This is a genomic window from Bacillus sp. SJ-10, assembly GCF_002843505.1.
In the GTDB taxonomy this organism is placed as follows: domain Bacteria; phylum Bacillota; class Bacilli; order Bacillales; family Bacillaceae; genus Bacillus; species Bacillus velezensis.
In genome coordinates, this window is record NZ_CP025258.1 from 3,609,250 (window position 1) to 3,635,144 (window position 25,895).

Below are 25,895 nucleotides of genomic sequence, written 5' to 3' on the forward strand. Positions count from 1 at the left end.
CCTATAAACATCCGGGGGTGAGTCCAATGCACGAGAATTTTTTTCATTATACAGCCATCTGCAGTGACGATTCTGTGCTTATCAAGGATCTGGTAAAATCCATAAACGGTGAATACAGCGCTGTGATTTGCTACTCAATATTAGCCGAAAAAGCGCCGACCGCAGAAATCAGAAGACGAATCGAACATATCAGAGAAGAAGAAGTGCGCCACCTGCACGCTTTCTCTTCACTGTATACGTCAATTACCGGAAAACAGTTGACGCCGAAACAGACGGAGCATTGTCCGCACACATACAGAGAAGGACTGAGGGCGGCGTTTTATGATGAGCAGAAAACGAATGATTTTTATTTGCAGGCATCCGATAGAGCGGTGCATCCGGAAGCGAAGCGGTTATTTGCCCGCACGGCATTTGACGAGCAGCGTCATGCCGTCTGGTTTTTATACGATATGGCCCACTCTCCTTTCCACCATACAGGGGGAACGGTATCAAACGCGCCGAACACAAGCTACACCGAGGTAAATACCGGAAAATAACGGTTCAGGCAGATCACGCTCCCCCGCCGGGAGTCTTCAGACCGCAGACAAACCCCGTTCTTTCAACATGAGAGAATGGGGTTTACTTTTCGAGCCGTTTTTATACTCCCTCTAAACAATGGATAACTTCTTCATTGTATAATCAGCAAAAACCCTTTATAATAAAATAAACCAACTGGTCGGTTTTAAACGAACCGAGCCCCGCTTTGCCGGGACAACGATATGAATGAGGCGGAAAGGATCTGTGTAAAGTGACAAATACAAAAGGCGGTGCCGGAAAGAGCGAAAAGACGAAGAACAGGCTCATATCCGCTTCGCGTGACTTATTTGCAAAAAAAGGATATTCAGAAACATCGATTCGGGATATTTTAGAGGCGGCCGAAATCAGTAAAGGCAATCTATATCACCATTTTAAAGGAAAAGAGTTTCTGTTTCTTCATATCATGGAAGAGGATCACCGCGTGATGATCGAGACGTGGAGGGAAATGGAAGCTAATCTGAAAGATGCTGCCGAAAAGCTGACGGGCTTTGCGGAGCTGCTCAGCCGGATGAGCATCAATTACCCGCTTATGAGAGCAAGTGAAGAGTTTTATGCGAGTGCGTTTACGTCAGAGGAGGTCGTAAAGCGGCTCAACAAAATTGATATTGAATATGACGATGTGATGAGGGAGATCTTAGAAGAGGGAAATCAAGACGGCAGCTGGTCCATTCATCATGTCGAATCAAAAGTGAAAATCCTGCTATCCGTCTTCTACGGTTTAGATGTGTTATATAAAAACGATACCATTCAGCAAAGAATCGAATTGCAAAAAGAAGCCATCTCCGCGTTTATTCACGGGTCGATCAGCGCTGATAAACAGAATGACAGCTGACAAAGGAGAAACAACATGCAAAAACCGATCAGAGAACAAAAGGCTGTACTCATCATCTTATTAAGCAACATATTTATTGCGTTTTTAGGCATCGGATTGATCATTCCCGTTATGCCGCTGTTTATGAATGTGATGCACTTGACGGGCAGCACAATGGGATACCTTGTCGCTGCCTTCGCCGTCGCGCAATTAATTGCATCCCCCATTGCGGGGAGATGGGTTGACCGCTTCGGCAGAAAAATCATGATTCTCGCCGGACTGTTTTTGTTCGCATTATCCGAACTGACCTTCGGATTGGGCACACATGTCTCCATTTTATATTTCGCAAGGGTGCTGGGGGGCATCAGTGCCGCTTTTATCATGCCCGCTGTTACAGCGTATGTCGCAGATATTACGACGGTGCAGGAAAGATCGAAGGCGATGGGCTATGTATCTGCCGCCATCAGCACAGGGTTTATCATCGGGCCCGGCATAGGAGGATTTATTGCCGATCACGGCGTTCGAATGCCGTTTTTCTTTGCGGCGGGAATTGCATTTATCGCAGTGATTTCCTCTGTCTTTATGCTGAAAGAGCCGTTAACTAAAGAAGAACGCGCAAAGCAGATGGAAAGCGTCAAAGAATCAACCTTCTTAAAAGATTTGAAAAAGTCGATTCATCCAAGCTACTTGATCGCCTTCATCATCGTCTTTGTTTTGGCATTCGGACTGTCGGCGTACGAAACGGTATTCAGCTTATTTACAAACCATAAATTCGGCTTCACGCCAAAGGATATCGCCATTATTATTACGTTCAGCTCCATTGTGGCGGTCCTCATTCAAGTGCTCGCGTTCGGCAGACTTGTCAACTTCCTCGGGGAGAAAAAAGTCATTCAGCTTTGTCTGATCATCGGCGCTGTGCTGGCTTTCGTTTCTACGGTGATGTCAGGATTTTTGCCCGTGCTCGCTGTCACCTGCATCATTTTCCTTGCGTTTGATTTACTGCGCCCGGCACTGACTACTTATTTATCGAAAATCGCAGGAAATCAGCAGGGGTTTGTTGCCGGTATGAACTCAACATACACGAGTTTGGGCACCATTTTCGGCCCGGCTCTGGGCGGTATTTTATTTGATATGAATATTCACTTCCCGTTTCTGTTCGCAGGTGTGGTTTTATTTCTCGGTCTGGGATTGACCTTTGTGTGGAAAGGAAAAGCGGGCGAGGTTTCGGAGTAGGGTGCACTCACCCATCTCCGGAGCTTTTTTTATGTTTGTGATAAGAAAAATGAATGGATTATGAGAAATAATTCATTATTTATTTATCTCAAAATCTATACTATAGTAATAGTAAGGTTAACGAGCTTAACAATTTAATATGAATGTTTCAGGAAGAAGGGTTTTCATTGAAGAAAGACAAACATCTCCTTACGGATATCTGGTTTATTCTCATCAGTGCGGCAGGGGGGTTTCTTCTTTCGCTTACAGGGATGTCGATCGCCTGGATGCTCGGAACGCTGGCCGCCGGCTGCATCCTCTCCATGACGAGGCCCCGCTGGCTGTTCATGGCGCCTGACAGAAGAGGGATTCACCGCAGATGGCTTGCGGCGGGACAAATGATCCTCGGCATCGAACTCGGCCAGAAACTGAACCTGTCCGTTCTGTCGGTTTTACGGGAGCATTGGCTTCCGGTAGGCTTCATGCTGATTTTCTCTATCGTGATGGCGCTTGTTTCCGGATATGCGCTCTTTCGGTTCAGCCGGACGGACATGATGACAAGCTTTGTAGGCACGGCGCCGGGCGGTTTATCCGCCATGCCCGGTATCGCCCAGGAAGTCGGCGCAAACACCGCGATTGTAAGCCTTATTCAGCTGACGCGCGTCCTTTTGGTCGTCATGACAATACCGTTTCTCGTCATTTTCTTATTTACCAAACAAAACGGTACGGCTCAGACATCAGCCGGAGCCGTTTCGGCAGGAGCTTCACACCCGGGCCTTATTCCCGTCTTGTTAACGGCCGGATTTATTTTGGCTGCCTGGCTTGCAAGCAAAGGCGCAAAACGGCTGAAATTTCCCGCCCCTTGGCTACTCGGCAGCATGATCGGCGTTGCTGCTGCGGAAATCGGCGTGTCCGCCTTGGCAGGCAAAGACATGCTGGCCTGGTGGCCGCCGGAAGCGAACCAGCTGTCACAAATTTTTCTCGGCGCCACAATCGGATCAAAAATGTACAAAAGCATGTTCACCGGCGTGACGAGAGTGCTGACCGTCGGATTTATTTCTTCGGTCGGATTAATCGCCGCCATGATTCTGAGCGCGGTTGCGGTTTCTAAATTAACGGGCATCTCCATGATTACATCTGTTCTCGCCTTTTCTCCCGGCGGGATCGCCGAGATGGCGGCGACTTCGATCACCCTGCACGAAGACTCGACTTTCGTCGTCGCGGTTCAGGTCATCCGGATCGTTCTCGTCATCGCCATGCTTCCGCCCTTCTATCGGCTGCTGCACCACCTTTCTCAGCTGAAACGGGCACACGGCGAAAGAGGCCGGGCAGAAAGAGGAACATGATCCGAATAAAAAAACACGCATTCATATGCGTGTTTTTTATTTGAACAGCTCTCCGCCGCCATTTACAGACCGCCAGTTTGCTGAAAGATCACGGAACAGCCGTTCAGCAAATAACAGTTCTTCATCTGTATAGCGGTCTAAAAACGCCAAGAGCCGCTTTTTTATCAATTCATGATATTCATGATGAAGGGAATGCAGCTCTTTCCCGGCAGGAGTCAGCCGGAAATAGACTTCTTTTTTATTGTCGCTCAGCCGGGTTCTGCGCAGAAAGCCGGCTTCCAAAAACTTCGCGCAGCTTCTCGACACGGTCGGCTTTGTCGTCTTCATTTTTTCCGCTATTGACGTGACATTGATCGGTTCATGATCTCCGATACACGACAAAATGTGAATTTCCGTCAAGGTCAGCTGTAATTTTTTCCCGTTTTCTTCACGGAGTTCGTCCATCCGTCCGGCCAACGACGCCCTGATGTCCTCCTGACACCTCTCCTGCTCGTGAAAAATATCTGTCAGCCCTTCAAGAATCATGTGTTTTGCATGGTCTGGCTGTCTTCTGTCCAACTGCTGAGTCACCCTTCCGTATTGATTGTTTCTTTTACTATAACGTTTTGTTACACAAGAAACAATCACATAGGCGCATAAAAGGGTATCAGATGAACCCCCATCTCTCCAAACCGGCCAGAACGGCTTCTTCCGCTTCACGTCCCGAGCCGCCGGCTGCCCATGCCGCGTGGCCGTCCGGCCGGATTAAAACGGTGTGGACGTCATCCCAATCGGCACGTGTTTCAGCAAGATCCGCTCTGACAGCTGCCACGCTGTCCGTATCAATACCGGCGGGAATGCTCCCTCTTAATGACAGAAGCACAAAGGCGCCCTTATGAAGAAAATCATACAGCCGGGCCGGCCGCCCGTCATGAAGGGTCAATTCGATATCCGGCAGGCGTTTTCCGTTCAGGGTATGCGGCGGCAGCTCCGCATCCGGTTCATAATGCAGATCAAGCGCGGATACTTTTCCCGCCAATAAACGGTTGGACTCCTGAAAATCCAGCAAAGCGGTCATCGTTTCTCTTAATGCCATCCCCGACTCGGTAAAATCCATGAGCTTTATCTGGGTTTTTATATTGTGCAACACTTCTTTTCCTGTGCTGTGCCTTTCCTGATGATAGCTGTCCAGAAGATGAGGCGCCGCTTTCCCCTTCATTTGCGCCGCCAGCTTCCAGCCGAGGTTGAAGGCATCCTGAAGCCCCGTGTTCAGGCCTTGGCCGCCTGCGGGAAAATGAATGTGCGCCGCATCCCCGGCCACAAAAACCCGGCCGGAGCGGTATTGTTCGGCCTGACGCTCGGCATTGCCGAACCGCGACATCCATACCGGATCACTCAATCCGAAATCAGTGCCGCATATCCGCCGCAGGTCTTCTTTCAGCTCATTTTCAGTGACCGGCTCTTCCTTCCGCTTTTGCGGAGCGTGCGGAGAAACGATGAGGACGCGGAAAAGTCCGTCCGTAAGAGGGACAATCACAACCGATCCCTCCAGGCGGCACGTTGACAAAAAGGAAGATTCGGGCGGATGTTTCAAAGCGGCATCACAAAGGGTTCCTGTTAAGTCGGCATCAGTGCCCGAAAAAGCGATGCCCGCCTGTTTCCTGACAATGCTCCCCGCTCCGTCTGTACCCGCGGCATAAAAGCTGTGAAGAGTGCGGATACCGCTTTTGTCCCGGAACACCGTCTCCACTCCGTCATCCGTCTGAGTGACAGCCACCGCTTCCGCCCCGCGGATGATGTCTGCGCCGAGACTTGATGCATACTCCTCCAAAATCCGCTCCGTTTCTGCCTGAGGCAGCATTAACGAATAATTCTGCTTCGTATCCAGCCGAGAAAAATCCAGCCGTGTATCCAGCATGGAAAAATGGCCGGAAGACACCTTCGTCCCTTTTTCCAAAAAGCGTTCCAATATGCCTCTCATGGCAAAAAGCTCAAGTGTGCGCGGATGCATGATAAGCGCTTTGGAATATGGCACCGTCTTCTTCAATCGTTCAATGACAGTCGTTTTCACTCCGGCCAGCGCCAGTTCTGATGCAAGCATAAGCCCGACCGGACCTCCCCCGATAATGGCAGTCTGTGTTTTCATCTCATCAGTCCTCTTTCATATTTTTTGTTACACACGTAACAATATCACCAAAAATAAAACGCCTCTTTTTTGTTTCGCGCGTAACAATTTTCATTATAGTCTTTCCTCTGCTTTTTGACAATCATTTCCGAAAAAAAAGACGCCGTTCACTTGGCGTCTGATTCACTGATGACTCCGACAATGTCTTTATCCTTAATCGGACCGAAATGACGGCTGTCGAGGCTGTATATGCGGTTGTCGCCAATAACAAAGTATTGTCCCTTCGGTATGCTTTTGCGCCCGGTCGTTTCCTTCAGCGTATAATCACCGGTCACATGGCTCCCGGCGGACAATGATGACTTTAACGGTTTTAAAAACGGTTCCGCCACCCGTTTTCCATTCACATACAGCTGATCCTCCCTGTATGCGATTGACTCGCCGGGGAGCCCGATGACTCGTTTGATCAGCACTTTGCGGTGCGGGCCTTTAAACAGGACAATATCGAAACGGCGGATCGTTTTGTAACGATGGGAAAACTTGTTGACCATCAGCTCATTTCCTTGTTTAAAGGTCGGATTCATGCTGATTCCTTCGACTTTATAATCAATAAAAATGGCATTCTTTAATTGTATGGCCAAAACAACGATAAGCACGCCGGCTATAAACCAAAATCGTTTTTTCAAGATTCCTGTCTCCCTCCGTCTTTCTCATGCTGACTGATTCTCGTCTGTAAACGCCGTTCGATATGCTTTCCGGCATACCACAGCACCCCGATCACCGTTATAGCGCCCGCCATCCTGAAAGGCTGTGTCATGAGTGCGTGAAGATCATACCCGATAAAGCTGATCATAAAGATCATGACCATTTTCCCCATAGCGGCTGCTGATATAAACTGCAGCGCCCCCACCCGTGACAGACCGGCAACGATATGAACCGCAGCGGACGGCGTAAAGGGGAAGCAAAGTAAAATAAACAGCGGACCGAAACCGTGCCGCTCAACCCAGAGCATCATCCGCCTTATGGTCCGATGCCTGCGGATGAAACCGAAAGCTCTTTTCTGTCCGAAACGGCGGACGGCATAAAACATCAGTATCGATCCTGCCGCAGATCCAAGCCACGACAGAAAAAAACCTTCCCACAAACCAAATGCATTCGTATTCGCCACCACAAATACAACGAGCGGCAAAAACGGAAGAAACGCTTCAATAAAAGGCAGTGCAGCCGCAGCCGCCGGGCCGAAAGCTCTATAGCTTTGGAACCATTCCGTCAGCTGTTCCTCAGTCAAATATGATAAAAAATGCTCCAACGTTTATACTCCTTAACGAGTTTGTCTATCCTTATTCTACACATTATCTCCAAAAAACGAAAATGTTTACGAGATTTTCCGACTTGAAATATCGTGTAAGCGAGTATAAAATAAGAACAAACGTTCTCTTTTTTAAGAAAGAAGGAGTATTTATGCCTGACATCCGGAGCGGCACCCGCGATCTCATCGAAAAAGGGCTGTTTCTGCCCATGGCGGCTGCCATCCTGAACCGGGACCTCGAAGCGCTTGATTCGTGCCCGTTCAAATTAAAACAACCCTATAAACAGCTTATCGGCTGCTCTTTAAAATTAGCACAAAAGGATTTGAGTGATGTTCGAAAAGAGTTAAGAAAGCGTAAAATTAAACTATACGAAGCGGAAAGAGATGAAGCATTTACGCTTTATATATGCACCATTAACGGCTATGAAGAAAAACACCGTTATTTCAACCCGAGAATACGGGAACAGGTAACCGCCTTATTGGAATATTACCTGTCTATTGCGACCATTTAAAAAGCAGCCGGGACTGCTTTTCCTTTTCAGCTGATAAATTTCAGACTATTCGCACTATACATTCGACATGATTTTCTTTATAATCGGGACACGCTGTTTTCAATGAAAAGGAGGAATGTTATGAAACTGATTCATGTTCTCGCCGCCCTGCCCTTTTTCGGAATTCTCGCCGGCATTCCATTTGCCAACCGGGTGACGCCTTATGTTTTCGGAATGCCTTTCATTCTCGCGTATGTCGTCATCTGGGCGGTGCTGACTTCCGTTCTGATGGCCGCCGTTTACAAATTGGACAAAGAAAACAAGGCGGGTGAGGCGGAATGAACGCAGCATTTCCCGTAATGGCCGCCGTGCTCCTGTTTTGTGTATATCTCGGAATCCGGGCCCGAAAAGGAAAAAATATGGACCTTGAACAATGGACAGTGGGCGGACGCGGCTTCGGCACGATGTTTGTCTTTTTATTAATGGCGGGAGAAATATACACGACCTTTACATTCCTCGGCGGAAGCGGATGGGCTTACGGAAAAGGAGGCCCCGCCTTTTATATTATCGCGTACGGCTGCCTTGCCTACATTTTGTCATATTGGCTTCTGCCAGCCGTGTGGACTTACGCCAAACAACACAAACTGATGTCGCAATCAGATTTTTTTATTTCAAAATACAACAGCCCGCTCCTCGGCATTCTCGTATCGCTCGTCGGCATCGCATCCCTCATCCCCTATCTCGTCCTGCAGCTGAAAGGGCTCGGATTAATTGTTTCAGCAACGTCATACGGACAGATTCCGCCCTCAGCCGCTGTCTGGATCGGCGCTGTCTCCATCACGATTTATGTGATGATATCAGGAATCCACGGTTCAGCGTGGATATCAGTCGTTAAAGATATCATGATTTTAGGCATCGTCCTGTATTTAGGCATTTATTTGCCCATTCATTACTATGGCGGGTTTACGGAGATGTTCAAACAAATTGACGCCGCAAAACCCGATTTTCTCACGCTGCCGGAAACCGGACAGAGCGTTTCCTGGTTCAGCTCAACGGTTTTGCTGACCGCTCTCGGCTTTTATATGTGGCCCCATACATTTGCCGCTTCCTATTCGGCGGAGCATCCGCGGGTGTTTCGGAAAAACGCAATCATCATGCCTCTTTATCAGCTCGTCCTGCTGTTTGTCATCTTTACCGGATTTGCGGCGATTCTGCAGGTGCCCGGTTTAAAAGGGGCGGATACGGATCTCGCCTTATTAAAGCTGTCTGTGAAAACCTTTGATCCCTGGTTTGTCGGACTGATCGGATCGGCGGGCATTCTGACGGCGCTTGTACCCGGTTCAATGATATTAATGGCCTCAAGCACGCTGTTCGCCAAAAATGTGTACAAAGCCATTCTGCCCGGCACGACTGACGAAAAAGTCTCACGGCTCGCAAAATACGCCGTACCCGTCATCGCGCTGATATCCGTATATTTTACGCTGAAAGGCGGAAATACCATCGTCACCTTGCTTTTAATGGGCTACAGCCTTGTCACCCAGCTTTTCCCCGCCCTCTTATTCAGCCTGCCGAAGCGGCGTTTCATCACAAGCCACGGCGCTTTTGCCGGCATAACGGCCGGGGTCGGAACGGTAGCCTTCATTACGCTGACCGAATCAACCATCGGAACCCTCTTTCCGTTTCTTCCGCAGATCGTTAAGGATATGAATACAGGCATCATCGCACTGGTTCTGAACATTGCCGTCATGTTTGCAGTCAGCGCCGCAGTCAGAAAAAAACAAATCAGCGCAGCCGAAAAGGCGGCTTAAATGGTAAGATAGCGGTAAGATACACGAAAGGGGAAAAACGCATGATCATGACAACGACCGAAACTGTCGCCGGAAAACAGATTACAGAAGTGAAAGGCTTGGTGACAAGCAGTATCGTCCAGTCCAGACACATCGGCAAAGACTTGCTTGCAGGCTTAAAATCTGTCGTCGGCGGCGAATTGAAAAGCTATACTGAAATGCTGGAAGACTCCAAAAAAGCGGTGAAAGAGCGGCTGATCAGAGAGGCGGAGCAGCTCGGAGCGAACGCCATCGTCGGCCTGCGGTTCGAACTGACCGCAGGACAGAACACATCCGAATTAATCGGATACGGAACCGCCGTCACCGCCGAATCCATTTAAAAAAACAAGCCTCTTTAAAGAGGCTTGTTTTTTTATTTCTCACATGCGATATAGTCTTTATCTCGGTCAAGTCTTTTATTTGCATTGTAAAGCGCTTTTGATACATACGGCTTGTACTTTGTTCTGCCGCCCTTGTTTTTCACTTTCGACGATTTGGCCACACCGCCCTTATACACCTTATTCAGCGCCTTGCAGTTTTGATACGTTTTTACCTTTGTTTTCGCTTCTGCCGTCTGCCCCGCTCCGTATGAACAACCGAACACCAGACCGAAAGACAAAAGCACAGCTGCCGTCTTTTTCATTTCTATCCTATCCCCTTTCCTGAATCATGCTGTATTGCTGAACATATCATAGTTCAAATAATCTCCATTTACAAGATAAATAGGAAAATAGTTTTAATTTACGTCCGCCCGTATATCTTTTATGGAATTTTTCCCAAAACCTTTTATAATATGAATTGATAGCGCTATCTGACTATGATGATAGGAGGAGAAATGATGATGAAAAAAGGGCTTCTTGCGGGTGTGCTCACTACAGCCGTTCTATTCGGCGCATGTACGGCGGATATTCCGGGGGTGATCAGTCCCAAAACGGCGGAAGCGGCGTCCCAGCTCAGCAAAGGAATCGGCGGAAGGGCCTACCTGAACAGCACGGGCTCAGTTCTCGTCACGAAAATTCAGCTTCCAAGCTCGATTCAGGTGTCAAATGGGACAGCCTATATTTACTCAGGATTTACCGGAGGCACAGAGGCTGATATCGGGCTTCAGTACAGTGACACCTATCATGTATGGAAACCGATCATGAAAGTCGGTTCAAAGGGGCAAGGCCAGGTCCGGTATCTGGAAGGAGAAAGCCAATTCACCTATACGAAAGGCTTCCGGCCCGGCAGCACCGTACAGCTGACCATTTACAAAAATCTGAACGGCAATACCCGCGCCACATATTGGGGCACGAATAATGACGGATACACCGGCCGCATCATCTCAGAACTCGCCCAAACAAATGTAGGCTCTGTCTCAAAATGGAAAGCGCTCGCCACCGTCGCGGTCACATCAGAGGATCAGCGCCCTTACATCAAATCAAACTTCTCAACAGCCTTTACGAACATCTCGATCGACAATAAAGCAGTCACCCCTGTGATTGATACACAGGATTTTGCCAAATTGACAGTGTCAGGCAGCAGCGTCAGCATGTCTGTCGTCAAATAAAGAATGTTGAACGCACGATTTCTGACATCGTGCGTTTCGTGAGGGTCTGCCGGATACGCAAATCCCTTATTTTTTGGATTACGTTTAATAAACAAACTCTGTTACATTCAAAATGTCGATTTCTATATAACAATTAGAGGAACCTCATTTGTTGAGGTTCCCCGTTATTCTCCAACTCACGCACCGGTTAACTTCACATACTGTCAGCCGGCTCAGGGCTGTCCAATTTTAGTTAGAATATAGCTTTAACAGGTCTTGTGCTGGAAAACGATCTGCATCGTTCGCCTCAACAAAATATGCCAACTGCCATTTTTGTGTTTTGATAGCTTGTTTGCTAGTGGGATTTTCCCATTTAGGGTAAACTCTAATTGCCATTTTTCCTTTTGCAGCGGCTGTTTTAAGGATATTTTGCTTTACAAGAACTTCTTTTGGAAAAACAAATTGTCCAAAATGATTATTACCGGCAAAAGTATTGATAACCAATAAATCAGCAGCTTTTTCATATGAAAAGGCTTGGTTTTTACCATCTCCATCTTTTTCCCAAAAAGCAACAAACTGTCCTATCTTGTTAGGCGTTATTTTTGCGACTCTGAATCGAACTGATTTTGAATGCAGTTGAAACATACCGGCCCCATACTCTGAATTTTGAGCTTCTTCTTGAATATCATGTATCGTTAAGTGATTTGGTTCATAAAAAATTTTATTTACATGTGTTAACGCCTTATAAAATTCATTCACTGCTTCGTACTCCTTATTTTTTATAGTACGTCATCCATTGCTTCTTGATTAAAATGGGCTGATCATGTGTTTCCAATAAAAAAACAGCCCTCCTCAGGGTTGTTTTTTTAACATTTCTTTCATTATTTCCGCCAAAATGCTGAGCAGTCCGCCTTATCCTGAATATTGAATTGAATCATGCGTTCAAGCAGCTCATAATGCACTGGTTCAGTCCATTGAATTCTGAACAAACGGGAAGTAGCGCTGTAGCCGGCACGGGCAATGTCGTCGGCAAAATGCGCAATTCCAGCTTCTTCGGGGGAAACACTTACATGATGCTTTGCTGCCGCAAAGCCGATAATAAAGGTGCCGTGATCGGTAAACATCGGCGTGTTCCACTTGATCTGCGCTTCTAAGTTCGGAAATTGGCCAGCCGTCCACGACAAAATTTCCTCTGCTTTGAGACGGTGATCCGGGTTATCGATTCCTGATACATATTTTGCAAACACATCCATGCCCATCTCTCCTAAAATGAAATATCATTACTCTTTACATCATCATAGCCAACAGACGGACACGATACAACTCTATACCGGCATGTAAATCGAAAAAAGCCCTCCCCAAAAGGAGAGGACCCGTCCCTTCACATCACAGCTCTCTCTAATATCTCTCCCCCAGCTCCCGCAAAATAAAGTCATAGATCATTCTTGTCCGCTCTTCTTTCGGATACAGCATGAATTCCTGCCGCTTCGGGATATGACTGCCCATCCTGTCCTGAAAAGTGGTTCTGAGATAGGCGGTTCTGTAAACCTGATTTTCAAAAGAATGATAGGATACTTCCAGTTCCATCGTTTTGCCGTTTGAGAACGTGACCGCTGTGTCATCAAATGCCGTCGGTTGAAAATCTTTAACGTGCACATGCGATATCCAGCCGCATTGAGGCCTTGCAGAAGAAAGTGTAGGGAATAAAAAGATGTGATTTGAAGGGTCCACCATAATCGGCGGCTTGTGAGAAATTTTAATCGCTTCATATGTTCCCGCTTTTCTCCCGGCATAGCTGGAACCAAAGTAGCGGCAGCTTCTGTCGATGATGTGAATCGGCTTCATGCTGACATACAGAATGCAGTCTTTTTCAATGACCTTCGACCCCATTTTACCGTCTATTTCCTCAGGCAAAACAGCGATAGTTGAACGATTTACTTCGTAGCTTTCTAAGGGTGCGTGTGTTTTCTGGCACATGATGTGCAGCCTCCAATCCTTTTCTTGAAAATTTATACTAATAATCTATCATCTGTCAGTGGAAAACGACAGGTTTTTTTCGAATATAGCTAAAAATCACCTTTTAAAGATGTAATTTAGTCTTAAATTACTATTTAAATATTATTTTTCTTTTTCATTTCACCTCATTATACAATGATCATTTTTGTTTTTTCGTCAATTTGCAGGATATGTCGATATATTTCCAAGTATTAGTTGTCTAAAGATTATAAAAATTAATTGATTTTTCCGGCCGTTATCCATATACTATAAAAAAGGCATTGGGGGGATTCTTTATGAAAGAGAAAAAGTCGTACACTGAGCTCATGAAGTCCCGCAACACGCAAAAAGCAAACGAATTCGATGTGACAATGGCCGATATTTACATTCAAATGGTGCTTGATGAATCCTTGTATAAACGCCGGATCGCCATGCTGACAATGCAGATTAATAAGGCGCTTGATGATAAAAATAAAGAAGCGTTCCTCACGCTTTCAAAAGAATATGCCGCACTCAAACAGAGTGAATAAGCCAATCCATATGGATTGGCTTTTTTTACATTATCCGTTTACGATGGTGCCGCCGTTCACATGAATCGTCTGTCCCGTGACATAGGAAGAATCATCGCTTGCTAAGTACAAATAGCTCGGCGCCACTTCAACAGGCTCTCCCGGGCGCTGCATCGGCACGTCTGAGCCAAAGACTTCCACTTCCTTCGCCGAGAAGCTCGCCGGGATCAGCGGCGTCCAGATCGGCCCCGGCGCCACTGCGTTTACCCTGATGCCCTGAGTGACAAGAGATTGGGAAAGAGATCTTGTAAACGTGACGATCGCCCCTTTTGTCGCTGAATAGTCAATCAATGTTTTGTGGCCTTTATAGGCGGTAATGGAGGCCGTATTAATGATTGAACTTCCTTTTTTCAGGTGAGGGAGCGCGGCTTTCGTTAAGTAAAACATTGAAAAAATATTCGTCTGAAACGTTCTGATGAGCTGGTGGCTCGTGATTTTCTCAATCCCCGGCTGCACGTGCTGCTCCCCCGCGTTGTTGACCAGGATGTCAATGGAAGGAAAGGCTTGGCCCGCCTGGCGGATGACATCGTTGCAGAAGGCTTCGTCTCCGACATCCCCTGCGATCAGCAGACACTTCGCCCCCTCTTTTTCTACATATTGCTTCGTCTCTTCGGCATCCTGATGCTCATCAAAGTAAACGATGACCACATTAGCGCCTTCCTTCGCGAATAAAACGGATACGGCGCGGCCGATCCCGCTGTCTCCGCCCGTGATGATCGCCGTTTTCCCTTCAAGTTTTTTCGCCGCTTTCGGTTTGTCAAAAACGGGGCGCGGGTCCATTACATATTCAAAGCCCGGCTGCCGGTTTTGATGCTGCGGCGGCAAGGTTTTCTTCTTCTGATTAGCCATTTTGATCACTCCTTTACATTAATTACTATATTATGAGTAATTTGAGCAACTTATACGAATTTCATGTATGAACAGAGTCTTATTGGAAAAATTAAGAATATACAACAGAGGAGGTAAATCTGAATTGACTACTTTTTCAAACGAGGAACCGGCTTCCTATTGGAAAGCGACAGCTGACATTCCTTCCTTTCCCGCCCTCACTGAAGATACGGAATGTGACGTTGCGGTTATCGGCGGAGGAATTACGGGCCTGACAACGGCATATGAACTGACGAAAAGAGGTTTCCGTGTCGCTGTCATTGAAGCAGACCGGATTTTGAACGGGACGACCGCGGGCACGACCGCAAAAATCACCGCCCAGCATGATTTCATCTATGCCGATCTTATTCAGCAGATCGGACAGACCAGCGCAAGGCTGTATTTCGAAGCCCATCTCCGCGCCATGGAAGACATGAAGCAGATCATCAAGGACCTTTCGATTGACTGCAGACTGATTGAACAAGACGCATATCTTTACACCAATACAGAATCAGGCGCCAAAAAAATCCGCAGTGAGCAGGAAGCTTATACCAAGCTCGGTATTGAACACGAGCTTGTGAAAGAACTTCCCGTCCCCGTTGATTGCAGGCTCGGCCTCGCCATGAAGAATCAGGCGCAATTCCATCCGCTTTTATATGGCGCGGCGCTCGTCAAAGAGATCGTTAAAAACGGGGCGCGGATTTTTGAACAGACGGCTGCGATCGACATAAAAAAAGAACCGCAGCCCGAAGTGGTCACGAAAAACAGACACGGCATCAAGTGCAGCTACATTGTCTGCTCTTCCCACTTTCCTTTTTATGACGGAGGCGGGCTTTACGCCGCCAGAATGTATGCCAGCAGATCCTACGTACTCGCGGTAAAACCGAAACAAGCGTATCCGGACGGGATGTATCTCAGCATAGACAAGCCGTCCAGATCACTGCGATACACCGATTTGAACGGTGAAAAACTGGTTCTTGTCGGCGGCGAAAGCCACAAAACAGGCCAAGGAAAAGAAATGTCCGAGCATTACGAAGCACTGAAACAATTTGCGGAAGACACAATCGGAGTTGAAAGCATCCCATATCATTGGTCTGCACAAGACCTTGTCACCATTGACAAAATTCCGTTCATCGGTCCCATCTCGGGCGATGAAGAACATATTTTGGCGGCGACCGGTTTTAAAAAATGGGGCATGACAAGCTCAGCGCTCGCCGCGAAGCTTTTGGCTGATCATATTCAAAACAAAAAGAACCCGTTTTCCGGCCTGTTTATTCCGTCACGCTTCCACGCAGATCCGGGACTGAAAAAACTGATTTCTTATAATGCCGACGTGGCCAAACACCTTATCTCGGGCAAACTTGAGAGGCCGGACGCTTCACCTGAGACTCTTCGGCCCGGGGAGGGAAAAATCGTAACGGTAAACGGCAAACGGGCCGGCGCCTATAAAGATGAAAAAGGCTGTCTGCATCTTGTCGATACGACATGCACCCATTTGGGCTGTGAGGTCGAATGGAATGACGGCGAACGGACGTGGGACTGTCCTTGTCACGGGTCCCGGTTCACACCTGACGGCGGGGTTGCCGAAGGTCCCGCCATCAAGCCGCTGAAGCGCCTCAGCCAAGATTGACTAAACCATTCTGTACGAATGGTTTTATTTTTTTCCGCATTAAAATATTTTTATCAGATTCCTTCATTCAAGTTCCTTCCATACCGATAAAAAGAAAAAGAGAATATCTGGGGGAACTTATATTGTTATTTAAAAAAGACCGCAAAAAAGAAACAGCTTATTTTTCAGAAGCCGATGGAAAAAAACGCATCGCGCTTTCAAATCAATATGCAGATGTCCAAAAACAGCTGAAAATGGTCAGGCTCGGAAACGAAGAACTTCATGTGCTTGAAGAGCTGCAGCCGTTAATTAAAGAGCATATCTCAACAATCGTCGATTCCTTTTACCGAAACCTGGATCACGAAAAATCATTAATGACGATCATTAACGACCACAGCACGGTCGAGCGCCTGAAAAAAACATTACGGCGTCATATCCATGAGATGTTCGCCGGCACAATTGATGATGAATTCATCGAAAAAAGACAGCGCATCGCTTCCATCCACTTGCGGATCGGCCTTGAACCGAAATGGTATATGGGAGCGTTTCAGGATCTGCTTCTGTCGATGATGAACATATATGAAGCAGCAATTCCGGATTTGCATGAGCTTTTAAAAGCGATCAAAGCGACGACGAAAATATTGAATCTTGAACAGCAGCTCGTCCTTGAAGCATTCCAGAGCGAATATAACTGCCAGCGTGACGAACAAGAGGAAAAGAAAGCCCGTCTTCATCAAAAAATCCAGGAAACATCCGGATCACTCGCTGATTTGTTTTCAGAAACGAGCAGAGCCGTGCAGGAGCTGGTCGATAAATCCGAGGGCATTTCCGAGGCGTCAAAAGCCGGCACCGTCACTTCCGTACATGTCGAAGAAAAATCAATCGGCGGGAAAAAAGAGCTTGAAAGCCAGCAGAAGCAGATGAATAAAATCGACGCCAGCCTTCTGCAGATTGAAGAAGAAATGGACAAGCTGAATGACATCGCCCAGCAGATCGAAAAAATCTTCGGCATCGTGACGGGGATCGCCGAGCAAACGAATCTCCTGTCACTCAACGCTTCAATAGAATCCGCGAGAGCCGGGGAGCACGGCAAAGGGTTCGCCGTTGTGGCGACGGAGGTAAGAAAGCTTTCAGAGGATACGAAAAAAACCGTTTCCACCGTATCAGAGCTCGTGAACAATACCAATACACAAATCAACATCGTGTCCAAACATATTAAAGATGTCAACGGACTTGTAAGTGAAACGAAAGAAAAAATGACGCAGATCAACCGTCTGTTTGATGACATCGTCCAAAGCATGAAAACGAGCAAAGACCAGACAGGCAAAATCGACGTTGATTTGCAGGCCTTTCTCGGCGGTCTTCAAGAAGTCAGCCGCGCCGTTTCCCACGTTGCATCATCCGTTGATTCACTTGTTATCCTTACAGAAGAATAAAGATAAACCGACCGGCCTTTTTCATAAAGGGCGGTCTTTTTAATGTTAACTTGAAATATAATAGAGTTGACATATATAAAGACTCGCTTTATTGTATAAACATATTTTGATAAGCTGGAGGAATACATAATGAAATTGACAGAAATGATGCATATTGCCGTGTTTACCGCCATTATGGGACTTTTGGGGCTGCTCCCGCCGCTTTTCTTATCCTTTACGCCGGTTCCGATTACGCTCCAGACGATCGGTGTGCTCTTATCGGGAAGCATCCTAAAACCGAAAGCGGCGTTTTTAAGCCAATTGCTTTTTTTGCTGATTGTGGCATGCGGAGCGCCTCTCCTTTCAGGCGGCAGAGGCGGGTTCGGGGTTTTTTTCGGGCCGAGCGCCGGATATCTCATCGCATATCCGCTGGCGGCATTACTTCTGAGCCTCAGCATCCAAGGCCTTCGCTCAGCTGCTGTCCCCCATTTGTTTATCAGACAGTTCTTGTTCGGCGTGCTGTTTTTGTATGTCATCGGCATTCCCGTTCAGGCTTTTATAATGCACATTGATATCTTGACTGCCGTAAAGCTCAGCCTCATCTATGTGCCCGGAGATCTGCTTAAAGCGGCCGCAGCCTCATTCGCAGCCGTAAGAATCAGAAAAACTCTTCAAGCAAGCCGGCTTTTGCCGACGAAAGGAAGCTGATTTTAGTCATCATGATTACATCATCATATTCAGATACAGCCGGACAAGCGCCGGAACAGATCGCAATTCAGACAGAAACAGAACAGATCAACTATCAAACTTGGAACAGGCTGGTAAACCAAACCGCAAACTGGCTTGGCAGCCTTTCAGATAAGCCCGAAAACATTGCAATATTACTGCCGAACGGCATCCCATTTTTACAACTTTTCGCAGGCGCGGCGCATGCCGGCTGCACGGCGGTTCCGTTAGATCCCCGCTCGGCAGCGGCGGAACTCGCGGACCAGCTTAACATCAGCAAAACCGACCTCGTCATCTGTGACCGCCGGCTGAGCGGCAGACTGGACGGCGTCAAAACGCCTGTCATCCTGTGGGATGAATGCAGGCCTTTGATCGAGGCGGAAAAAACGGAAGGCGCTTTTATCGAAAACACCGGCCTGCCCTTTTATACCGGATTCACCTCGGGATCGACCGGTAAGCCGAAAGCCTTCACCCGCTCTCACCGTTCGTGGCTGGAGAGCTTTTCTTGTACGAAACGTGAATTCGGCATTTCCCCTGATGACAAAGTGCTGGTACCGGGCACGCTTCGCTCGTCACACTTTTTATACGGCGCCGTCAGCACTTTGTTTATCGGCGGAACCGTCATCCTTCAAAGAAAATTCAATCCGGCCGGAATGAAAGACCGGCTCAGACAAGCTGACGTTCTATATACCGTGCCGACAATGACGGACGCCCTGCTCTCACTGGAGGCGTTTCCGGATACACCGCTCAAGGTGATTTCTTCCGGTGCAGACTGGCCCGCTTCGTCTAAACAAGCGCTGTCAGAGCGCTATCCCCATTTGCGGTTGTACGATTTTTACGGAACGTCCGAGCTGAGTTTCGTGGCGTTCTTATCGCCTGAAGACAGCGCCCGAAAGCCTGACGCGGCGGGCCGTCCGTTTGAAAATGTTACAATCGAAATCCGCCGCCCCGGAGGAGAACGCTGCATGCCGGGCGAAACGGGGAAGATTTTTGTGAACAGCCCGATGAAATTTTCCGGATACATCAACGGCGCAAAACCTGATGATTCCGGCTGGATGACGGTTGATGACATGGGATATATCGATCGTGAAGGCTATCTTTATATCGAAGGACGTGAAAACGGGATGATCGTATCAGGCGGCCTGAATGTATTCCCTGAAGAGATAGAACGTGTGCTCAACCGCTGTCCGGGCGTCAGAAAAGCGGCAGTCATCGGCGTTCCTGATGATTATTGGGGCAGCATCGCCGTTGCGGTGATCGACGGACATACAAATGTAAAGGAACTGAAGAAACAGTGCCGCGAGCAGCTGGCGGCATATAAAATCCCGAAAAAATGGCTGTTTTCAGAAATACCGGAAACAGCCGGCGGAAAGATCGCCCGTGCCGCCGTACAAAAGCAGGCAAAGGACATGATGGAATGGAAGCTGTAATTACGGATGCGAAACGGACGATTTTCGCCCGGGAAAACGGCCTGTTAAAAGACTGTCTCCCAGAAGATTTGGCAGCTCCGCTGATCCGCCATTTGAGCCGGAACATGCCCGAAGACATTGATGAAGTCCTGATCGGAAACGCGACGGGCCGCGGCGGGAATCTCGCCCGGCTGTCAGCCTTGGCCGCCGGACTTCCTTTGAGCGTGTCCGGTACGACCATCGACAGGCAATGCGGCTCCGGACTGGACGCCGTGAGGGTCGCGTGCCACTTTATCAAAGCCGGCGCGGGGAGCATGTACATCGCGGGAGGAGCGGAGAGCAGCAGCCGTTCCCCTTTCTCTTCCCGGGCGCGCTTTTCTCCTGAACACATCGGCGATCCTGATATGGGCATAGCAGCCGAGTATACAGCACAGGCTTACGGCGTAACGAGAAAGATGCAGGACGAATATGCCCTTCTCAGCTATGAACGGAGCGTCAAAGCGAACGAAGACGGCTTATACCGCCGGGAAATTCTTCCCTGTCACGGATTCGCCGCTGACGAAAACATGCTGAAAAAGCGGAACATGGAGCCTCTCATCTCCCGTGCCAAACCCGTCTTTCAGTCCGGAGGCTCTGTCACCGCCGCCAACAGCTGCGGAATTTCTGACGGGGCGGCGGCAGTTTGTGTGATGGAAGAACAAAAAGCGCGGTCTCTCGGTTTAAAGCCAAGATTGCGTTTTATCGGAAGCGCGGTAAGCGGCGTCCATCCGCATTATCCGTCAGCAGCCCCGGTTTATGCCGTCAAAAAGCTTTTGAAGGAACGGAACCTGTCACCGGATGATATTGATATATACGAAATCAACGAGGCGTTTGCCGTCAAAATATGCGTTTTTTCACAGCAGCTTCAAGTGCCGTATTCTAAAATAAATGTCCGGGGCGGCGCTCTGGCCGTCGGGCATCCGTACGGGGCTTCCGGGGCGGCGCTTGTCACCCGGCTTTTTTATGAAGCAAAAAGACGCCCGGATGCCCGCTACGCAGCAGCAGCGATCGGCAGCGGAGGCGGAGTCGGACTGGCGCTTCTCTTTGAAGTGTTAACGTAACGGCAGTATAATAGATAATATCGATAAAAAATGATCGGAGTGGAGACTTTATGACTGCCGTTTGTTTAGTAAGACATGGAGAGACTGATTGGAATGCCCAAAAGAAGCTTCAAGGCAAATCGGATATTCCGTTAAATGCGACGGGAGAGCGTCAGGCGAAAGAAACAGGAGAGTACTTAAAGGGGTCCGAATGGGATGTCATCGTCTCAAGCCCGATGAAACGGGCCAGAAAAACAGCTGACATTATTAACGGGTTTTTGAATCTTCCCATTGTCGTCATGGAAGATTTCAGAGAACGGAGCTACGGTGATGCGGAAGGAATGCCTTTACCGGAACGGTCGAAGCGCTACCCGGATAAAAACTACCCGAACATGGAGACAGCAGAAGAGCTGACAGACAGAATGCTTGCCGGTTTAGTGAAAATTCAGGAGCGGTTTCCTGAGCAAAAAGTACTGATCGTCGCTCACGGCGCAGCCATTCACGCCCTCTTGTCCGCCATTTCTGACGGTGATACCGACATACAAAACGCTAAGCTTGTCAATGCGTGCCTGAGCAATATCGAACGAATTGAAAATAAGTGGCGCGTCAAAGATTACAATATAAGCAACCACCTATCAGAATCATAACAAAAAGGCCCGAATTCAGTTTTGGGCCTTTTTGGCGAGCATTTTTTTCTGAAGATCATGTAATATGGCGTCCGCACCGTCAATGCTCCGGCGCTCCGTCCATACCGCCCTGTCCGCGCGGTAAACGTGTCCGTTTTTTACGGCTGTCAGCTGTTTCCAAAGGTGATTTTTTTCGAGTTCTTTCTCACCGTCCAACAGTACGATGTAATCAGGATCGATATGCAAAAGCTGCCCGGGCGTCATTTTGATAGAGTCTGATTTCCCGCCGGAATCCGTCTGGACCGCATATGTAAACCCTGCGAGCGTCAAAAGCCGGGATGTGAAAAACCGGTCATCCTTTACGGAAATGCTGTCATTTGCAGCGTCAATTAATAAAATCGTGCCGCCTTCTGCATCCAGCTTTCTTTTGATGTCATTCAGCTTTTCTTCCTGGGCCGACAATTGTTTCTCTATGATGCCATCTTTACCGACCGCCTTTTCAATAGTAAGGGCAGCGTCAACCGCATCCTGATAATCCGCAGCTTCATTTTGTAAAGCGATTGTCGGAGCGATCTTTGTCAGCTCATGGTATATCCCCTTGTGAAGGCTTGAGTCAGCAATGATGAGATCGGGCTTTAACGAAGTGATCTTTTTCAAATCGGGATGTGACGGGAGCCCGACGGACGGACTGCCGTCGTTTCGCTCTGCCCGGTCATCCGCCGCGGCCGCCGGCTTTATGCCGAGATCATGGAGGGTATCAATAAAGCCATCATTCAATACGGCGACGCGCTGCGGATGCGCAGCCACATGTGCCGTCCCCAGATCATGCCTGACGGCGGTTTCATGTTCCTGTTCTGAGCATCCCGTTATGAAGAGAACGGATAAGATCATCAGCATACTGAAAATTGGTTTCATCTGTTCCCCCTCTTTCATTTTTCCGCAATTATATCATTGACAATATAAGTATCAATGATATTCATTATCATTATTTTTATAAAATGGTTTCCCAGCTTTTCTACGTCAAGAAAGCCGAAGACTGATTCATGCCGGCCGCTTTATTTCATTCCGCTTTCGTTTCCATCAGACTTCTGCATTCAACAAAAGGTGACATTTATCCTGTTTTTGCCGCAGCTTCCAAAAATGGAATCAAACCGTTCGACCCAGCAAACAAGAGAGCGCTCGCGGCTGTGTACAAATACTCATGTCCTTCCATCGGTTTTTTCCATTAAAATTTAAATATTTCGGGTTCCTATTAAACGAAAGAGAGATGATATACCTAAATAGAAATAAAACAAACTGAAAAAAATTGGGTCTACTAAAATATTATTCCATGCTATACAATTAATCCACAGAATAATCTGTCTATTGGTTGTTCTGCAAATGAAAAAAAGGAGAGGATAAAGAGTGAGAGGCAAAAAGGTATGGATCAGTTTGCTGTTTGCTTTAGCGTTAATCTTTACGATGGCGTTCGGCAGCACGTCTCCTGCCCAGGCGGCAGGGAAATCAAACGGGGAAAAGAAATACATTGTCGGATTTAAACAGACAATGAGCACGATGAGCGCCGCTAAGAAAAAAGATGTCATTTCTGAAAAAGGCGGGAAAGTGCAAAAGCAATTCAAATATGTAGACGCAGCTTCAGCTACATTAAATGAAAAAGCTGTAAAAGAGCTGAAAAAAGACCCTAGCGTCGCTTACGTTGAAGAAGATCACGTTGCACAGGCGTACGCGCAGTCCGTGCCTTACGGCGTATCACAGATTAAAGCCCCTGCTCTGCACTCTCAAGGCTTCACCGGATCAAATGTTAAAGTAGCGGTTATCGACAGCGGTATCGATTCTTCTCATCCTGATTTAAAGGTAGCAGGCGGAGCCAGCATGGTTCCTTCTGAAACAAATCCTTTCCAAGACAACAACTCTCACGGAACTCACGTTGCCGGTACAGTTGCGGCTCTTAATAACTCAGTCGGTGTATTAGGCGTTGCGCCAAGCGCATCTCTTTACGCTGTAAAAGTTCTCGGCGCTGACGGTTCCGGCCAGTACAGCTGGATCATTAACGGAATTGAGTGGGCGATCGCAAACAATATGGACGTTATTAACATGAGCCTCGGCGGACCTTCTGGTTCTGCAGCGTTAAAAGCGGCAGTTGACAAAGCCGTTGCTTCCGGCATCGTAGTCGTAGCGGCAGCCGGTAACGAAGGCACTTCCGGCAGCTCAAGCACAGTGGGCTACCCTGGTAAATACCCTTCTGTCATTGCGGTAGGGGCAGTTAACAGCAGCAACCAAAGAGCATCTTTCTCAAGCGTAGGTTCTGAGCTTGATGTCATGGCACCAGGCGTCTCTATCCAAAGCACGCTTCCTGGAAACAAATACGGCGCGTACAATGGTACGTCAATGGCATCTCCGCACGTTGCCGGAGCGGCTGCTTTGATTCTTTCTAAGCACCCGAACTGGACAAACACTCAAGTCCGCAGCAGTTTAGAAAACACCACTACAAAACTTGGTGATGCTTTCTACTACGGAAAAGGGCTGATCAACGTACAGGCGGCAGCTCAGTAAAACATAAAAAACCGGCGTCGGCCATGGCCCCGCCGGTTTTTTTATTATTTTTCTTCCTCCGCATGTTCAATCCGCTCCATGATCGACGGGTGGCTCCCTCTGAAAATTTTGACGAGAAACGGCGGGTTGACCCGGCTCAGTCCCGTATCGGCCAAGTCCTGAAACGTCTCAATCGCCGCTTCCCGGTTTCCGGTCAGCTCGATGCCGTAGCGGTCGGCGGCGTTTTCCTGATACCGGGAGACGGCATTCGTAACCGGATCAGAAGCAAAACTGAGAACGGATATGAGCAGCAATAACAGCGGGAGGGCGGCCAGATCTTCAGGCCCCTTTATATGGAGCATTCGGCCGAAGAATTTGGACAGCCGCTTATAAAGCTTGTCAATGATATAGAACCCGGCTAATGACAGCAGCAGATACCCGGCCAGTCCGATGTACACGTGCTTCATCACATAGTGCCCCATCTCATGCCCCATAATGAACAAAATTTCCCGATCCTTCAGTTTGTTAAGCGTCGTATCCCACAAAACGATTCGCTTATTCGAACCGATCCCCGTCACATACGCATTCAGCGCATTCGTTTTCTCCGACATATTTACTTCATAAACATGGCTGGCCGGAATGTCGGCCTTGTCGGCAAGCGACAAAATTTTGCTTTCCAGCTCCTTGTCTTTCAGCGGATAGAAATCATTGTATAAAGGATCAATCACGACCGGCTGCAGGAAAAACAAAAACAGGGTAAACGGCACAGTAAGACACCAAGCGTAAAACCACCATTTTTTTGTATGCTTTGTGATCAGCCAGTAAAACACAAGCACACACACGGCAAACAGCGGAAAGCTGATCCAGAAATCAATGACATGGTCTCTTATCCAGCTTGCTGTTGTCTGCGTCGAAATATGATACGCAAGCGAAACCCGATATCCGATCCACTCAAGCGGAAGCGAAGCCGCCGTAACGATGAGTGAAATCACAAAGACGAAGCTTACGATTTGCAGCACCCGAAAGCGCACCGCTGCTTCCAGCCAATGCTTTATTTTTTTGGCAAGCCCCGTAATGAGCAGCAGAAAAAATAAAAACCAATCTAACGGCGCTCCGATGAAAAACAAAAAATCCTTTACATTTGAAAAGTTTTCAGCGGCTGCCAGGCGGCCCGGGTCCATAAACGAGGACGGATCGGCTTTCGTTCCCTTTACGGCCTCCGGGACGGCGGAGTCTCCTGTCATAAAGAAATACCAATAGAAAAAAAGGCCGTACAGCACATAGGCAAGTCCCGCTGCCGCTATCCATTTGCGCATGGAAGTCTCCCTCCTTAGCCTTATGACTTACTCCTATTGTAAGCATAAATGCAAATAAATAGAACCAAGCCTCCAAACGGATGTTAATCTTTTCACAACAGAAAAGAATGGAACAACAGGAAGCGGGAAAGACTAAAAGACGGAGTGATGAATATGAAAAAAATAATTGCGTTTATTGTAGTAATCGCCCTTTTGGTTATTGCTTTCTTCTATGTATACAGCCGGACCGGCGATGTGTTTCCATCAAGCAACGCAGATCTGATTATTCTGTCTGAGCACGGAAAAAAAGAAATCAAAATTAAAGACAGGCAGAATGTAAAAGATATGCTCGATATCTTGAACCAAGGAAAACAAGTCAAACTGACCAAAAGCGTATCTCCCGATTACGACGGAACGGTCAAATACCATGAAGACCGTTTTGATTCATTCAGCATGTGGCTCGAAGGCGGCAATTATATGATGTACAAGTATAAAAACACGTATTACAAACTGACCCGGCATGATACGAAGCTTGTGCAAAGCATCATTAAGGAAGAATCGCAGAGCTGACCG

29 protein-coding genes and 1 pseudogene are annotated in these 25,895 nt (G+C 47.8%); 19 read left to right on the top strand and 11 right to left on the bottom strand.

Annotation, left to right across the window (positions count from 1 at the left end; genetic code table 11):
* Positions 1-26: 26 nt before the first annotated feature.
* From CXL14_RS17780 to CXL14_RS17795, 4 genes are all read left to right on the top strand, one after another.
* Positions 27-536 carry a ferritin-like domain-containing protein gene (locus CXL14_RS17780; protein WP_007610501.1) on the top strand — a complete coding sequence of 170 codons (510 nt, stop codon included), beginning with the start codon at positions 27-29 and terminating at the stop codon, positions 534-536.
* A 251-nt stretch (positions 537-787) separates the two neighbouring features.
* Positions 788-1,408, top strand: a complete 621-nt coding sequence (locus tag CXL14_RS17785) for a TetR/AcrR family transcriptional regulator (protein WP_014417365.1) — start codon at positions 788-790, stop codon at positions 1,406-1,408.
* A gap of 15 nt (positions 1,409-1,423) precedes the next feature.
* A complete protein-coding gene (locus tag CXL14_RS17790) occupies positions 1,424-2,620 on the top strand; it encodes an MFS transporter (RefSeq protein ID WP_014417364.1) in 1,197 nt (398 codons plus the stop codon).
* Positions 2,621-2,787: 167 nt separating this feature from the next.
* Entirely contained in the window at positions 2,788-3,945 is a 1,158-nt protein-coding gene (locus tag CXL14_RS17795; RefSeq protein WP_014417363.1) for an AbrB family transcriptional regulator, read from the top strand.
* A gap of 36 nt (positions 3,946-3,981) precedes the next feature.
* On the opposite strand, the gene CXL14_RS17800 is transcribed toward CXL14_RS17795, so the two are convergent.
* The 4 genes from CXL14_RS17800 to CXL14_RS17815 form a co-directional block, all read right to left on the bottom strand.
* Positions 3,982-4,503, bottom strand: a complete 522-nt coding sequence (locus CXL14_RS17800; RefSeq protein ID WP_012117244.1) for a MarR family transcriptional regulator — start codon at positions 4,501-4,503, stop codon at positions 3,982-3,984.
* A gap of 88 nt (positions 4,504-4,591) precedes the next feature.
* The gene (locus CXL14_RS17805; protein WP_014417362.1) at positions 4,592-6,070 is read right to left on the bottom strand and encodes a monooxygenase; all 1,479 of its coding nucleotides are present in this window, start codon (positions 6,068-6,070) and stop codon (positions 4,592-4,594) included.
* A 146-nt stretch (positions 6,071-6,216) separates the two neighbouring features.
* On the bottom strand, positions 6,217-6,732 hold the full coding sequence (gene lepB, locus CXL14_RS17810; RefSeq protein WP_003155158.1) for a signal peptidase I: 516 nt from the start codon (positions 6,730-6,732) through the stop codon (positions 6,217-6,219).
* A complete protein-coding gene (locus CXL14_RS17815) occupies positions 6,729-7,355 on the bottom strand; it encodes a TVP38/TMEM64 family protein (RefSeq protein ID WP_014417361.1) in 627 nt (208 codons plus the stop codon). Before CXL14_RS17815 ends, lepB begins: the two co-directional genes overlap by 4 nt.
* 152 nt (positions 7,356-7,507) lie before the next feature.
* Between CXL14_RS17815 and CXL14_RS17820 the strand changes: the two genes are divergently transcribed.
* The 4 genes from CXL14_RS17820 to CXL14_RS17835 all read left to right on the top strand — a co-directional run bounded on the left by CXL14_RS17820 (position 7,508) and on the right by CXL14_RS17835 (position 10,013).
* Positions 7,508-7,867, top strand: a complete 360-nt coding sequence (locus CXL14_RS17820) for a YhjD family protein (RefSeq protein WP_014417360.1) — start codon at positions 7,508-7,510, stop codon at positions 7,865-7,867.
* A 120-nt stretch (positions 7,868-7,987) separates the two neighbouring features.
* Positions 7,988-8,188 (top strand): DUF3311 domain-containing protein, encoded by a 201-nt coding sequence (locus CXL14_RS17825; RefSeq protein WP_007409181.1) that lies wholly within the window; start codon positions 7,988-7,990, stop codon positions 8,186-8,188.
* Positions 8,185-9,654: a sodium:solute symporter family protein gene (locus CXL14_RS17830; RefSeq protein WP_032863809.1), complete on the top strand. Its 1,470-nt coding sequence runs from the start codon at positions 8,185-8,187 to the stop codon at positions 9,652-9,654. Before CXL14_RS17825 ends, CXL14_RS17830 begins: the two co-directional genes overlap by 4 nt.
* A 41-nt stretch (positions 9,655-9,695) precedes the next feature.
* The gene (locus CXL14_RS17835; protein WP_003155166.1) at positions 9,696-10,013 is read left to right on the top strand and encodes a YbjQ family protein; all 318 of its coding nucleotides are present in this window, start codon (positions 9,696-9,698) and stop codon (positions 10,011-10,013) included.
* Positions 10,014-10,045: 32 nt separating this feature from the next.
* Here the strand turns inward: CXL14_RS17835 and CXL14_RS17840 are convergent, their stop codons facing one another.
* Complete coding sequence (locus CXL14_RS17840; RefSeq protein ID WP_003155168.1) at positions 10,046-10,315, bottom strand: excalibur calcium-binding domain-containing protein; 270 nt, start codon at positions 10,313-10,315, stop codon at positions 10,046-10,048.
* Positions 10,316-10,510: 195 nt separating this feature from the next.
* Here CXL14_RS17840 and CXL14_RS17845 point away from each other — a divergent pair, with 195 nt between their 5' ends.
* Complete coding sequence (locus CXL14_RS17845) at positions 10,511-11,221, top strand: YrpD family protein (RefSeq protein ID WP_017417404.1); 711 nt, start codon at positions 10,511-10,513, stop codon at positions 11,219-11,221.
* 228 nt (positions 11,222-11,449) lie between these two features.
* Here CXL14_RS17845 and CXL14_RS17850 read toward each other — a convergent pair whose 3' ends face one another.
* From CXL14_RS17850 to CXL14_RS17860, 3 genes are all read right to left on the bottom strand, one after another.
* Positions 11,450-11,959 carry a MepB family protein gene (locus CXL14_RS17850; protein WP_014417357.1) on the bottom strand — a complete coding sequence of 170 codons (510 nt, stop codon included), beginning with the start codon at positions 11,957-11,959 and terminating at the stop codon, positions 11,450-11,452.
* A 122-nt stretch (positions 11,960-12,081) separates the two neighbouring features.
* On the bottom strand, positions 12,082-12,453 hold the full coding sequence (locus tag CXL14_RS17855; RefSeq protein ID WP_014417356.1) for an iron chaperone: 372 nt from the start codon (positions 12,451-12,453) through the stop codon (positions 12,082-12,084).
* A gap of 145 nt (positions 12,454-12,598) precedes the next feature.
* A complete protein-coding gene (locus CXL14_RS17860; RefSeq protein WP_003155179.1) occupies positions 12,599-13,177 on the bottom strand; it encodes a competence protein ComK in 579 nt (192 codons plus the stop codon).
* 314 nt (positions 13,178-13,491) lie between these two features.
* Between CXL14_RS17860 and CXL14_RS17865 the strand changes: the two genes are divergently transcribed.
* Positions 13,492-13,725, top strand: a complete 234-nt coding sequence (locus tag CXL14_RS17865; RefSeq protein ID WP_007610478.1) for an IDEAL domain-containing protein — start codon at positions 13,492-13,494, stop codon at positions 13,723-13,725.
* Positions 13,726-13,755: 30 nt separating this feature from the next.
* Here CXL14_RS17865 and CXL14_RS17870 read toward each other — a convergent pair whose 3' ends face one another.
* Complete coding sequence (locus tag CXL14_RS17870) at positions 13,756-14,613, bottom strand: SDR family oxidoreductase (RefSeq protein WP_007610477.1); 858 nt, start codon at positions 14,611-14,613, stop codon at positions 13,756-13,758.
* Between the two features lie 124 nt (positions 14,614-14,737).
* Here CXL14_RS17870 and CXL14_RS17875 point away from each other — a divergent pair, with 124 nt between their 5' ends.
* From CXL14_RS17875 to CXL14_RS17900, 7 genes and pseudogenes are all read left to right on the top strand, one after another.
* Complete coding sequence (locus CXL14_RS17875) at positions 14,738-16,261, top strand: FAD-dependent oxidoreductase (RefSeq protein WP_014417355.1); 1,524 nt, start codon at positions 14,738-14,740, stop codon at positions 16,259-16,261.
* Between the two features lie 233 nt (positions 16,262-16,494).
* A pseudogene (locus CXL14_RS20670) lies at positions 16,495-16,869 on the top strand (protoglobin domain-containing protein); the annotation flags it as partial.
* Between the two features lie 9 nt (positions 16,870-16,878).
* Positions 16,879-17,676 (top strand): methyl-accepting chemotaxis protein, encoded by a 798-nt coding sequence (locus CXL14_RS20675; RefSeq protein WP_411377950.1) that lies wholly within the window; start codon positions 16,879-16,881, stop codon positions 17,674-17,676.
* Positions 17,677-17,805: 129 nt separating this feature from the next.
* On the top strand, positions 17,806-18,363 hold the full coding sequence (locus CXL14_RS17885) for a biotin transporter BioY (RefSeq protein ID WP_014304743.1): 558 nt from the start codon (positions 17,806-17,808) through the stop codon (positions 18,361-18,363).
* Between the two features lie 11 nt (positions 18,364-18,374).
* Positions 18,375-19,811, top strand: a complete 1,437-nt coding sequence (locus CXL14_RS17890) for an acyl-CoA synthetase (RefSeq protein ID WP_089072420.1) — start codon at positions 18,375-18,377, stop codon at positions 19,809-19,811.
* Positions 19,799-20,890: an acetyl-CoA C-acyltransferase gene (locus CXL14_RS17895; RefSeq protein ID WP_014417352.1), complete on the top strand. Its 1,092-nt coding sequence runs from the start codon at positions 19,799-19,801 to the stop codon at positions 20,888-20,890. The genes CXL14_RS17890 and CXL14_RS17895 overlap by 13 nt, the downstream gene beginning before the upstream one ends.
* Before the next feature lie 50 nt (positions 20,891-20,940).
* Positions 20,941-21,516 (top strand): histidine phosphatase family protein, encoded by a 576-nt coding sequence (locus tag CXL14_RS17900; protein WP_014417351.1) that lies wholly within the window; start codon positions 20,941-20,943, stop codon positions 21,514-21,516.
* A 15-nt stretch (positions 21,517-21,531) separates the two neighbouring features.
* Here the strand turns inward: CXL14_RS17900 and CXL14_RS17905 are convergent, their stop codons facing one another.
* On the bottom strand, positions 21,532-22,410 hold the full coding sequence (locus CXL14_RS17905) for an ABC transporter substrate-binding protein (RefSeq protein WP_014417350.1): 879 nt from the start codon (positions 22,408-22,410) through the stop codon (positions 21,532-21,534).
* Between the two features lie 489 nt (positions 22,411-22,899).
* On the opposite strand from CXL14_RS17905, the gene CXL14_RS17915 reads away from it, so the two are divergent.
* Entirely contained in the window at positions 22,900-24,048 is a 1,149-nt protein-coding gene (locus tag CXL14_RS17915) for a S8 family peptidase (RefSeq protein WP_014417349.1), read from the top strand.
* Positions 24,049-24,092: 44 nt separating this feature from the next.
* Here the strand turns inward: CXL14_RS17915 and CXL14_RS17920 are convergent, their stop codons facing one another.
* Complete coding sequence (locus CXL14_RS17920; protein ID WP_014417348.1) at positions 24,093-25,343, bottom strand: M48 family metallopeptidase; 1,251 nt, start codon at positions 25,341-25,343, stop codon at positions 24,093-24,095.
* A gap of 153 nt (positions 25,344-25,496) precedes the next feature.
* On the opposite strand from CXL14_RS17920, the gene CXL14_RS17925 reads away from it, so the two are divergent.
* Positions 25,497-25,892: a YhfM domain-containing protein gene (locus tag CXL14_RS17925; RefSeq protein ID WP_007409201.1), complete on the top strand. Its 396-nt coding sequence runs from the start codon at positions 25,497-25,499 to the stop codon at positions 25,890-25,892.
* The last annotated feature ends 3 nt before the right edge of the window (positions 25,893-25,895 follow it).

Coding starts and splice junctions, on each gene's coding strand:
- CXL14_RS17780 (WP_007610501.1), top strand. CDS start 27: ATGCACGAGAATTTTTTTCATTATACAGCCATCTGCAGTGACGATTCT.
- CXL14_RS17790 (WP_014417364.1), top strand. CDS start 1,424: ATGCAAAAACCGATCAGAGAACAAAAGGCTGTACTCATCATCTTATTA.
- CXL14_RS17805 (WP_014417362.1), bottom strand. CDS start 6,070: ATGAAAACACAGACTGCCATTATCGGGGGAGGTCCGGTCGGGCTTATG.
- CXL14_RS17820 (WP_014417360.1), top strand. CDS start 7,508: ATGCCTGACATCCGGAGCGGCACCCGCGATCTCATCGAAAAAGGGCTG.
- CXL14_RS17825 (WP_007409181.1), top strand. CDS start 7,988: ATGAAACTGATTCATGTTCTCGCCGCCCTGCCCTTTTTCGGAATTCTC.
- CXL14_RS17830 (WP_032863809.1), top strand. CDS start 8,185: ATGAACGCAGCATTTCCCGTAATGGCCGCCGTGCTCCTGTTTTGTGTA.
- CXL14_RS17835 (WP_003155166.1), top strand. CDS start 9,696: ATGATCATGACAACGACCGAAACTGTCGCCGGAAAACAGATTACAGAA.
- CXL14_RS17840 (WP_003155168.1), bottom strand. CDS start 10,315: ATGAAAAAGACGGCAGCTGTGCTTTTGTCTTTCGGTCTGGTGTTCGGT.
- CXL14_RS17845 (WP_017417404.1), top strand. CDS start 10,511: ATGATGAAAAAAGGGCTTCTTGCGGGTGTGCTCACTACAGCCGTTCTA.
- CXL14_RS17855 (WP_014417356.1), bottom strand. CDS start 12,453: ATGGATGTGTTTGCAAAATATGTATCAGGAATCGATAACCCGGATCAC.
- CXL14_RS17860 (WP_003155179.1), bottom strand. CDS start 13,177: ATGTGCCAGAAAACACACGCACCCTTAGAAAGCTACGAAGTAAATCGT.
- CXL14_RS17865 (WP_007610478.1), top strand. CDS start 13,492: ATGAAAGAGAAAAAGTCGTACACTGAGCTCATGAAGTCCCGCAACACG.
- CXL14_RS17870 (WP_007610477.1), bottom strand. CDS start 14,613: ATGGCTAATCAGAAGAAGAAAACCTTGCCGCCGCAGCATCAAAACCGG.
- CXL14_RS17885 (WP_014304743.1), top strand. CDS start 17,806: ATGAAATTGACAGAAATGATGCATATTGCCGTGTTTACCGCCATTATG.
- CXL14_RS17890 (WP_089072420.1), top strand. CDS start 18,375: ATGATTACATCATCATATTCAGATACAGCCGGACAAGCGCCGGAACAG.
- CXL14_RS17895 (WP_014417352.1), top strand. CDS start 19,799: ATGGAAGCTGTAATTACGGATGCGAAACGGACGATTTTCGCCCGGGAA.
- CXL14_RS17900 (WP_014417351.1), top strand. CDS start 20,941: ATGACTGCCGTTTGTTTAGTAAGACATGGAGAGACTGATTGGAATGCC.
- CXL14_RS17905 (WP_014417350.1), bottom strand. CDS start 22,410: ATGAAACCAATTTTCAGTATGCTGATGATCTTATCCGTTCTCTTCATA.
- CXL14_RS17920 (WP_014417348.1), bottom strand. CDS start 25,343: ATGCGCAAATGGATAGCGGCAGCGGGACTTGCCTATGTGCTGTACGGC.
- CXL14_RS17925 (WP_007409201.1), top strand. CDS start 25,497: ATGAAAAAAATAATTGCGTTTATTGTAGTAATCGCCCTTTTGGTTATT.